The organism is Nostoc sp. (assembly GCF_036917615.1).
Lineage (GTDB): Bacteria > Cyanobacteriota > Cyanobacteriia > Cyanobacteriales > Nostocaceae > Nostoc.
Genome location: NZ_JBALCZ010000050.1, coordinates 1 through 9,953, shown reverse-complemented (window position 1 = coordinate 9,953; position 9,953 = coordinate 1). Strand labels below are relative to the sequence as shown.

Genomic DNA, 9,953 nt, shown 5'->3' with positions numbered 1-9,953 from the left:
TCATCGACAATAACATAACTGCTCTCGGTTTAGCCTATAACCTGAGTAAAGCGAGACTTAATTCTCTTTAGATTTTCTTTACGAATCAGCTCTAATAACCCTTCTTATACAAATAGTAACTATGAAAGTTTGCAAAACTGATTGACTACCGATGATGGTATCTGTTGAATATTCTGATTTTTTGTTCACACTTTTAGGAAATTGATGTTATGACTGTGTATAAATTAACATTGCTTTCTATTGCATTGTCTTATACATTTATTGTCAAAAATTACTTAATGGGGAGTTTTCATGGAACGTGAAGATATGCATCGGCAACTAGGAATTTTAGATGAAAATCCGAAAGAGATAGACCAAGAAGAACAAGAAGAATCGGAAGAACAACAAAATTCTGCCGAAAAGAGAAGAAGAAAAAATTCTAAAGGAAAACGACCATTCCCTACTTATATATTAGAGGATGCTATAAAAGTTCCTAAAGTAATAAGACAGTTTAATGGTGGTAATCCTTGGAGTCCTGATGATATTGTAAAAGCTTTATAAATGGGCAAAGGTAATGATTTTTATTACTTGACAGCTTCATCTCGTGATTATGGTTTTACTGAGGGTACTCGCAGTACTGCAAAAATTGCACTTGCATCTATAGGAAAAAGTATTGTGTATGCAAGATCGGCAGAAGAAGAAATAAATGGCTACAGACAAGCATTTTTTAGTGTTCCATTATTTAAAACAGTACATGATTACTATGATGGGCGAACACTTCCACAAATTACATATCTTAAAAATACTTTAATAACTGAATTTAACATTGATGAAGAGTTTCATGATGACTTCTATAAAGTATACCAAGCTAATTTAAATTTTCTGTCGAGGTTGGAGGAAACTACACAAAATAAATCTTCAAGGGTAGAAAGGGTAGAAATATCAACGAGCAAAGAACATTCTGCTGATGCCTTTATACTTGGAGAGCCGGAAGAAAAGACAACCTTAGTAGCATTTGTAGCAATGCCATTTTCGGAAAAAACCGAAGAATATCCCGAAAGTTTCTTTGATGAAGTATTAACTCAATTAATTACTCCTGCTGCAATACAAGCAGGTTTTAAAGCTGAAACTGCAAAAAAGAAAGGGAGTGATGTAATTCAATCAACAATTATAAATGACTTGAGTAAGGCTGATCTCGTGATTGTAGATTTAACTGAACATAATCCTAATGTTTTATTTGAGCTTGGTTGGAGAATGGCTTTAGATAAACCTATTTCACTGATTAGAGCATTAGGTACAAAACTAATATTTGATGTAGATCACATACTTAGAGTTTATGACTATAATCCAAGGCTATGGATGTCAAGTTTAGAACAAGATATTCCCGCCTTAGCAGATCATATTAAGGCATCATGGGATAATCGAGATAGTGATAAATCATACGCCAAAATCCTCACAGATAAATAATCCTTAAAAAGAAAATATAGTAAACTTTTATAATTGTTGTCAAAACTTAGTAGAAAGTGAATTAACTCGCCTCAAGTCGCCTTTACATAGAATAAATAAATAATCGCATTCCTATTTAAACAATATTTAGATTGGGTAATCAGGCAATTGTCTTCGATGCATTCAGCGATCGCAAGCGAGAATAAAGATAGCGATCGCCTGTCTAAGATCCATAAAATACTAATCCTGTCTAAGACCCATGAAATACTAATAAGGCTACACTTTCCTAGCATTCAAGGAGTATATGCAAATCATTACCGACATTGGCACGCTGATTGTCAGCACACCGGGAACTTGTGGTGGTCGCCCTCGGATTACGGTACACAACATTGTGATCGACTTTAACGCAGGCATAAAACCGGAAGAGATAGTTGCCCAAAGACCACAGCTAATGTTGGCACAAGTTTATGCAGCGCTAGCTTACTACTATGCTAACAAGGAAGTAATTGACACAGAGATTGTCGGAGAAATTGAAGAATACGACCGTTTGGAAGCTGAATACACGGCGAAGAGACAGTGAGCCAAATTCGTTTGTATTTAGATGAGGACAGTGTTGAGAAGTCTTTAATCAAAGCTTTCTGTAATGTAAACTTGGATATTGTAACAGTCACTGATGTGAGCAGGCAGAGCTATTCTGGGCAACAGAGCAAGGGTGTGCCATCTATAGCTACAACCGGAGAGACTTCTACTGCTTGCATAACGAGTTTTTAGCAATACAGAGAAATCATGCTGGCATTATCTTGTTGCAGCAACAACGCTATTCCGTAGGTCAACAGTTATAAGGGTTGCTCAAGTTTGTTGCTACTCGTTCGGCTGAGGAGATGCTAAACCAATTGGTATTTTTGAGTGCTTATATTGAAAAAAGCTCTTAGACCACTGTCAGTGTTTTAATTAATACTAAGCTTCATTGATAAGACTGCTATCTTAATGGCGAATTGTACCGACGCTTGGCATGATACGTTATATTCTTTGAACTTCACTAAATATTAAAAGTTTTAAAATTCCCCTAAAAATAAACGATATGAAGAGGCTTGTGGCTAAAGCAACACTTCAATAAAATCTTACAGCCTCCGATGACAAGGCTTTTTGTTGCCGATGAAACTTAGCTCATAAACTTGGGAATAATAAATCATGCTTGAGAAATATTTGCAATGAATCTCAGCAGATTAAGTGTGTTTTTTCATCGGCGATTCTAGGAGCAAGTTGTTAATGAAACTAAGTTCATCAGGGATCAAGCTAGGTTGTGCAGTTGTTAGCAGTACCTGTTTAGCAGCAGTGATGATCGGTTTTAGTGGAGCAAGTGCTTCCGCCGCTCAATTCATCACAATTGAAAGCACTGGCACATTATCAGGAACAATCGAACTTCCCAGAAATAATCCCAATTTCAATAAAAGTATTACTCGGATTGATACGGATAACACTGGAACTTATTACCGGAACTTAGGTACTAATAATAATCCTAATTATGTTCCTGTATACCAGTCAGACTATTTAAAGGTAAAAACACGCTCTGATGGAAGTCTGCATTACTTTGTTGACTTTAAAGGCATTCCGATTGTCTCATTTGATGGTGTTCTCACATCGCCGATTCTCTCTGGTGGTCAGTTGACACCCTATAAATACCAGGGACAATTACCAGGAACGACATTTCAAGGAGTAGTTCAAGATGAATTTAATCTCACAAAAGCTTTATACACTGGTACTGTCACTGACCCAGACACCGGAAAGCAGTATCAGGGCACTTTTGAAGTAAGTGGATATGGGGAGCGATATAGCAATCGCAATGGTAGCTTAACTCCCACAGTCTTTGATTTCCAGTCCGATATCCCAGGTTTGCCAAGTGTAACATCCTTGACTCTGACTAACGCTACCTTGGGGAATTTAAGAATCAAAGTACCTATCAATGAAACTTCTATTCCAGAACCCGCAAGCGTTCTCGGAACCCTGATGGTAGCTGGTTTTGGTATCGTTTTAAAAATAAGAAAAGACATCTGTCCTAAGAAGATGTTTTAAAAGTATTGGGCGACTATAAGTCGCCACTACACAAGCTCTCGTCCACCTCCGTGGATTAATACAAAATCAAGGTTTTGCTAACCTGCAAAGGCAGATAAAGTCTCGTGTAGCCAAGCCAGTGCGGTCTTTTTAGTTTCCACGGAGGAGCAACTGACATCTGACTTCTAGTCGCTCAGGTGAGTAATAAATTAGATATAAACGGTTTTAAAGACAAGCCGAACTGGCAAAAATCCGGCTGAGTTTAATCAATCGTCTATACGCAGTAGCTTGCGGTAAAACGGTTGTGAAAAATCGGTCAAGCGATGACGTTTATTGTTTTCCATAAGTTCAACTAAAAAATTAATAAACTCGAAACTAGCCATCATCAGTTCGTAACTCAGGTCAGCGTTGCCATCAAACTGGATTCGGCAACGGATTAAGTCTGAGGGTAAAGTAGCAACATTCCAGGAGGCGACAAAGGGGACATGTTCACTGGCTTCTATCTTCCGGTGTCCCTCCAAAACCCCTTTTTGATAAAGACTGATGGCATAGGGTAAGAAATTGCGCCTAGCGCCCTGAACGTAAGGTAAGTAAACACTAGCTTGTTGTGGAGTGGCAGGCTGGAGTTGCTCAATAGACATTGTTAAATATTCCTCAAGTTAGTTGGCAACTGGGGATATTAGTGGCTATTAGTAGTATTCCCAAAAGATGTGTCTAAAGCACATAGGGAGGAGTGGGGAGAAATCAATTCAAAATTCATGCATTCGTCTTGGAAAGATTTTGAACGGAGGTTTCCTCCGTTGGCGCAGCCCGCCGTAGGCATCAGACTTTCCGCAAAATTGTACTCCTACAGAGAAGCAAGCTACGCGCAGCGTCTCGTAGAGAAAAAAAGACTGGGGGAGATATAGATTTAGCTTCCCGCAGGGTGGGAGATAAGAGAAACAAGGAGAAAATAACCATGCCCCATGCCCAATTCCCAATAAATGAAGTTACTGCTAAGAAATATTAAAATTTCGGTTACAATGATCCTGCATTAACTGTTACCGAAGTTGGAGACTATAACACTAAAAATCCCGACTGTAAAGTGGTGGATGGTGTTATTGCTGTTTCTCCCAACAATAAGCTGCTGCTACCTTGCTATTACTTTGCCCAAACCGGAGTTCTCATTGGAGAAAGTCCGACTTTACAAGCTTCCTGCCCAAGTGGCTATCAAAGGAATCAAGCCTCTGTCTAAGAGTAGCAAACGTGGTTAATGCGAGGTAATTAGGCAGAGTGGCGGTGACAACAAAGGTAGTCCCAGCGGCTTTTGGCTTAGGGATAGTGGGTATTGCAGTTTGCCCATTCCGATTAATATCGGGAAAAGTAGCTTAGGGATATTTGTCCGTAAAATTACTAACTGTAGACAAATACTGGTTTTTGAATCAAGCAACCTAACCTATGCCAGCGAATTCCTGGCCCGAAGAAGATTCTTATCAAGAGCTTGATCCGCTCAACTCCTTATTGTCTGACCTATCAGTAGATGAGGAGTCAGTGTTAGAGACACAGCCTGTGTCTTTAACACCCCGGTTTCAAGGTCGTAGACGCAAAGCAGCTCTAGTCTTGACTATCGTCTGGAGTGGCACGATCGCTCTACATTTAGTTTCTTGGGCTTCCATATTTATTCTAGGACTGACCACCATTCTAGGATTTCATGCTTTGGTGGTAGTGTTTACTAAATCCCGTCGCTATCCAAAAGAAATACAGGGAGATTTGCCCTCTGTATCTGTGCTAGTGGCTGCGAAAAATGAGGAAGCGGTAATTGCTAAATTAGTCAAAAATCTTTGTAATCTGGAATATCCAGGTGGGCAGTACGAAGTATGGATAATTGACGATCACAGCAGTGATAGCACGCCACATTTATTAGCAGAACTAGAGCAGAAACACGAGCAACTGAAAATACTAAGGCGTTCAGCAGAAGCTAGTGGTGGCAAATCGGGGGCGTTGAATCAGGTATTGCCGCTGACAAAGGGCGACATTATAGCAGTATTTGATGCTGATGCCCAAGTGACACCAGATTTGTTACTACAGGTAATACCTTTATTTCAAAGAGAAAAGGTGGGGGCGGTGCAGGTGCGAAAAGCGATTCTGCAAGCAGACGCTAACGCGAACGCCAACGCCAAAGAAAACTTTTGGACTAAGGGTCAAATGGCAGAAATGGCACTTGATACCTGGTTTCAGCAACAGCGGACTGCCCTTGGTGGTATTGGCGAACTGCGGGGCAATGGTCAATTTGTCCGGCGTTCAGCCTTGGAAAGCTGCGGTGGCTGGAATGAGGAAACCATTACCGATGATTTGGATTTGACAATCCGTTTACATTTGGATAAATGGGATATTGAGTGTGTTTTCCATCCAGCGGTGCAAGAAGAAGGAGTGACAAGTGCGATCGCACTTTGGCATCAGCGCAACCGTTGGGCAGAAGGCGGTTATCAACGCTATCTGGATTACTGGGATTTAATTCTCAAAAACCGCATGGGAACGCGCAAAAGCTGGGATTTGCTGATTTTTCTGCTGATTATGTATATCTTGCCGACAGCAACAGTACCAGATTTATTAATGGCGATCGCTCGTCATCGTCCACCAATGTTAAGTCCGATCACAGGCTTGTCCATTTCTATGTCGATGGTAGGGATGTTTACAGGTTTGAAACGGATACGTCAAGATCAAAAATTCCCACTTTCTACATATTTTCTGTTGCTGGTGCAAACCCTGCGTGGCAGTTTATATATGTTGCACTGGTTAGTGGTCATGAGCAGTACTACTGCCCGCATGTCGGTAAGAGAAAAGCGCTTGAAATGGGTGAAAACCTTGCATACGGGGAATGGGGAATAGCCCCCCCCAAAAGGGAATTAAAAATTCAAAATTTAAAATGCAAAATTACCAAAAATAATTTTGCATTTTTTTATTCATCATCAACTTCTGATTCTTCTACCCACTCAGATGTAGTTATGGAATCGGAGAATTCTGTTGCATCATCTGCAAAGCGGATAATTTGTCCGTTGAAAAATTCTGCTAAACGCCCAGCTGCGATCGCTACTTCATCAGGTTCCCAATCAGGTGCAGGTGTTCGTTTTGGCGGTGGAGGCAAAGCTTGCACCCCATTTCCATTAACGCCATTTCCATTTGCCCCATTTCCATTTGCCCCATTTCCATTAACGCCATTTCCATTAACGCCATTTCCATTCCTTGCTACCGACTCGCTTTTTACTGGTGCTGGTGTCGGTGCTGGTGATGGAGTAGCTGGCTGTGGTCCTGACGCTGGAGGGGAAATTTGCTGGTTGTAACTAGGAGTTGGTGGCTGCTGAACACGAGTAGAGTCTTTTGGAGGAGGATTTTTTTTGGCTGAGGTAGAGTTTGAAGAAGTTCCTTTTTCTAAATTTATCTGGATTTCACGCTGGAAAGTCTGCTGGAAAGCTGCCGCAATCATCGGTAGATAAGATTTCCCCTTGTCATACCATGCCTGTTTGATAGCAATTCGAGCCATAACACCGTCGAATTCTATGAGATGGCTCATTTGACGCAGCATCTCTTGCCTTGATTTTGGCTGAAGGTTAGCAAGCACCTGTTGCCAAACCTGAGTTAAGTCATATTCTGCTTCCCCAACAACTTCTGAAGTTACTGATTCAACGTTCGTAGGTGATATAGGAACAGCAACAGGTTCTGGGGTTTGTGGTGAAACTGAATTAGCAGCAGAATTGTGATTTGTTTGCCGTTCAACTGGAGGAGATGAAGTGACGAGCTGATTTTGGGCAGCCGCTAGATGATTGAGAGATGCAGAATTATGATTTATTTGCGAATCGGCTAAAGGTACAGAAGAGACTGCCTGATTTTGGGCAACTGCTGGAGAATGATAGCTTGCAGAATTATGATTTGTTTGCGGTTCAGCTAAAGGTACAGAAGAGACTGCCTGATTTTGGGCAACTGCTGGAGGATGATAGCTTGGAGATACAGCAGGTATGTTAACTTGCGGCGCGACACTTGGGGCTTGTGGCTGAATATTCGTCGCACTGGGTAACAATCCTAATAATGTTACCTCTAACCACAAACGCGGCTGGGTGGTATTTTTAATTTGCACTTCTGATGTTCGCAGGTGTTGCTGTCCTACTAAAATCGCGCTCATATCCAAGTATTGAGCAAATTCAACCAGCGCTGTCCAGGTTTGCTGAGTACAAGCAACCAAATCGTGGCGGTTGGGTGCAGTTTTAGCAATGAGTAAATCGCGGTAGAAGGCGGCGAGATTTTGCAGAATAGTTAGTGGTTCTCGACCCCGATCTAAGATGTTGTGGGTACAGTCGAGAACTGCTGACGGTTTATCTTGAGCGATCGCATTTAAAAGCCCCAGCAAGTCCTGTTCGCTCACTGTCCCAACCAAATCCCAAACTCGCTCTGGTGTCACTTCACCCGCTAACAAACCCAATTGGTCAAGTAGACTTTCGGCATCCCGCAACCCTCCCTGAGCAAGTTGGGCTACTAGGGTTACAGCGTCAGGTGAAATATGAATGTTTTCATAAGATGCGATCGCACTTAAATGCTTGACCATCGCCTCTAACTGAATGCGTCTAAAATCAAACCTTTGACAGCGCGAAATAATTGTTGGCAACACCCGTTGCGGGTCTGTTGTCGCCAATACAAAAACCATATGTCTCGGTGGTTCTTCTAGTGTCTTTAGTAGCGCGTTAAATGCCTGGGTACTGAGCATGTGGCACTCGTCGATTACATAAACCTTGTAGCGACACTGCACAGGAGCAAACTGGGCTTTTTCAATTAACTCGCGGATATTATCGACACCAGTGTTGCTAGCGGCGTCGATTTCAATTACATCTAAGGCATAGCCCTTGGTGATCCCCTGACAAACTTCACACACGCCACAGGGTTCAGCAGTAGGCTTGTCACTTTTAAGACAATTGAGGGATTTAGCCAAAATCCGGGCACTAGAAGTTTTCCCCGTACCTCTAGGCCCAGTGAATAAATAGGCGGGGGCGATTTTGGATGTGCCGATCGCGTTCGTGAGGGTGGTAGCGATCGCCTCTTGGCCCACCAGTTCAGCAAAACTTTTGGGACGATATTTGTGGTGCAGGGGTTCATAAGACATGGAAATATAGACTTCAATGCCTTTCAAAGTTAATTAGTAGCACCGAGTCGAGTTTGGGATTCAACTATTTTAAACTCTCGTACCTGCTTTGTTTGTCGATTTTGCCATAGCGCCAGACTCAACTAATGCCGTGAATTTTGGCACTCAGGAAACTTGCAGCTAGAGGATATCCTCTACTATGATTTCAAGATCAATGTATGGGAATTATAGCATATTATTTAGTACATTTGTTCTACATAAAAAAATTGGGAGTAGGGAAGAATAACTATTGCTCAATCAGGACTTACGCACTCAGATCCCCCAACCTCCTTAAGGAGGTTGGGGGATCTACGTTTCAGGCTTTAGTGCGTAAGTCCTATATATATTCAAACTAGACTTAGAACAGAAACGCAGTTTTTTAAGTGTTTATACTGTAGTTTAAAAGTAAAAGTGTCGTTAGATTTACATAAATTACAAAAAAAATGCCTTTTAAAACTACTCCTAATAACTTGTGACTTGAAGGCTGAGGCTACATAAACTAACATTTTGAGGTTTCTTTAGTTAAAGATTTTCAGGCGTTGCATAACGGTAGCAATTGTATAGTCTTTGTCCTTGTTCTAGAAAGAATTAGGACACTGTTTCCGTTTGCTTTTAAATACCAAACAGTCAGCAACATTTAATCAGTAAACCAAAAATTTTCCCTAAGATGAATTACAACATGAATTACAAACCGACTCAACTACTTTTTATTGATGCGACTGTTAATGATATTGAGACTTTATTGCAGGGGGCTTTACCTGGTATTGAAGCGCACGTCCTTTCTGGTGAGCAAGATGGTGTAGCCCAAATTACCCAAATTCTACAACACCGTCCAGAAGTTAATACACTTCACATTGTTTCTCACGGTTCACCAGGTTGTCTGTATTTGGGTAACAGTCAACTTAGTCTTGATACCCTGAATATTTACACATCTCAGTTGCAAAGTTGGTCAAGAGATGGGCTGACTTTGATGCTTTACGGTTGTAATGTTGCAGCCGGAGATGCGGGGGAAGAATTTGTTAATAAATTGCACCAGTTAACAGGGTCAAATATTGCTGCTTCTGTCACTTTAACTGGGAATGCTAATTTGGGCGGCAATTGGATTTTGGAAATGAAAATAGGAGTGATTGATGCCCCTTTAGCCATTACCCCAAATACCCAAAGTGCCTATGCTGGTATCCTCAGTCCCTCCCTTATCGCTGATAATTCTATATCTTTGCCTGGTGTAAGCCAAGGCTCCGTAGCGTGGGGAGATTACAGCGGCGATGGCAAACTCGACCTCATCCTCACTGGTAACGGCATCAGTAAACTGTATAAAAACAATGGCAGT

The 9,953-nt window shown here is 41.4% G+C and carries 9 protein-coding genes; 7 read left to right on the top strand and 2 right to left on the bottom strand.

Annotation, left to right across the window (positions count from 1 at the left end; genetic code table 11):
• Positions 1-291 precede the first annotated feature (291 nt).
• The 4 genes from V7K85_RS17080 to V7K85_RS17065 all read left to right on the top strand — a co-directional run bounded on the left by V7K85_RS17080 (position 292) and on the right by V7K85_RS17065 (position 3,498).
• A complete protein-coding gene (locus V7K85_RS17080) occupies positions 292-540 on the top strand; it encodes a hypothetical protein (protein ID WP_334814813.1) in 249 nt (82 codons plus the stop codon).
• The gene (locus V7K85_RS17075) at positions 541-1,446 is read left to right on the top strand and encodes a hypothetical protein (protein ID WP_334814812.1); all 906 of its coding nucleotides are present in this window, start codon (positions 541-543) and stop codon (positions 1,444-1,446) included.
• Positions 1,447-1,729: 283 nt separating this feature from the next.
• Positions 1,730-2,005 carry a DUF433 domain-containing protein gene (locus tag V7K85_RS17070; protein WP_334814811.1) on the top strand — a complete coding sequence of 92 codons (276 nt, stop codon included), beginning with the start codon at positions 1,730-1,732 and terminating at the stop codon, positions 2,003-2,005.
• Positions 2,006-2,694: 689 nt separating this feature from the next.
• Positions 2,695-3,498, top strand: coding sequence for a PEP-CTERM sorting domain-containing protein (locus tag V7K85_RS17065; protein ID WP_334814810.1), 804 nt, complete (start codon positions 2,695-2,697; stop codon positions 3,496-3,498).
• Between the two features lie 245 nt (positions 3,499-3,743).
• On the opposite strand, the gene ebsA is transcribed toward V7K85_RS17065, so the two are convergent.
• Positions 3,744-4,118: a type IV pilus biogenesis protein EbsA gene (gene ebsA / locus V7K85_RS17060; RefSeq protein ID WP_334814809.1), complete on the bottom strand. Its 375-nt coding sequence runs from the start codon at positions 4,116-4,118 to the stop codon at positions 3,744-3,746.
• Between the two features lie 446 nt (positions 4,119-4,564).
• On the opposite strand from ebsA, the gene V7K85_RS17055 reads away from it, so the two are divergent.
• Positions 4,565-4,711, top strand: a complete 147-nt coding sequence (locus V7K85_RS17055) for a hypothetical protein (RefSeq protein ID WP_334814808.1) — start codon at positions 4,565-4,567, stop codon at positions 4,709-4,711.
• Between the two features lie 203 nt (positions 4,712-4,914).
• A complete protein-coding gene (locus V7K85_RS17050; protein WP_334814807.1) occupies positions 4,915-6,345 on the top strand; it encodes a glycosyltransferase in 1,431 nt (476 codons plus the stop codon).
• A 70-nt stretch (positions 6,346-6,415) separates the two neighbouring features.
• Here V7K85_RS17050 and V7K85_RS17045 read toward each other — a convergent pair whose 3' ends face one another.
• Positions 6,416-8,605 (bottom strand): DNA polymerase III subunit gamma/tau, encoded by a 2,190-nt coding sequence (locus tag V7K85_RS17045; RefSeq protein ID WP_334814806.1) that lies wholly within the window; start codon positions 8,603-8,605, stop codon positions 6,416-6,418.
• 697 nt (positions 8,606-9,302) lie between these two features.
• Between V7K85_RS17045 and V7K85_RS17040 the strand changes: the two genes are divergently transcribed.
• Positions 9,303-9,953: DUF4347 domain-containing protein (locus V7K85_RS17040; RefSeq protein ID WP_334814805.1), on the top strand; the 651-nt coding region annotated here is incomplete at its 3' end.